Consider the following 438-nt stretch of genomic DNA (forward strand, 5'->3'; position numbering starts at 1 on the left):
GAAGTCTACATGGGCGAAATTCCGCTCATGACAGACAACGGTACCTTTGTTATCAACGGTACTGAGCGTGTTATCGTTTCCCAGCTGCACCGTAGTCCGGGCGTCTTCTTTGACTCCGACAAAGGTAAAACCCACTCTTCGGGTAAAGTGCTGTATAACGCGCGTATCATCCCTTACCGTGGTTCCTGGCTGGACTTCGAATTCGATCCGAAGGACAACCTGTTCGTACGTATCGACCGTCGCCGTAAACTGCCTGCGACCATCATTCTGCGCGCCCTGAACTACACCACAGAGCAGATCCTCGACCTGTTCTTTGAAAAAGTTATCTTTGAAATCCGTGATAACAAGCTGCAGATGGAACTGGTGCCGGAACGCCTGCGTGGTGAAACCGCATCTTTTGACATCGAAGCTAACGGTAAAGTGTACGTAGAAAAAGGC

At 50.2% G+C, this 438-nt stretch carries 1 protein-coding gene; it reads left to right on the forward strand.

Translation table 11 applies throughout. The features are described from left to right. Positions 1 to 27: 27 nt before the first annotated feature. Positions 28 to 438 (forward strand): hypothetical protein (locus tag C1I99_RS31985; RefSeq protein ID WP_233512838.1); only part of this gene is annotated, 411 nt, incomplete at its 3' end.

This window comes from Micromonospora deserti, assembly GCF_003236335.1.
GTDB classification, from domain to species: domain Bacteria; phylum Actinomycetota; class Actinomycetes; order Mycobacteriales; family Micromonosporaceae; genus Micromonospora; species Micromonospora deserti.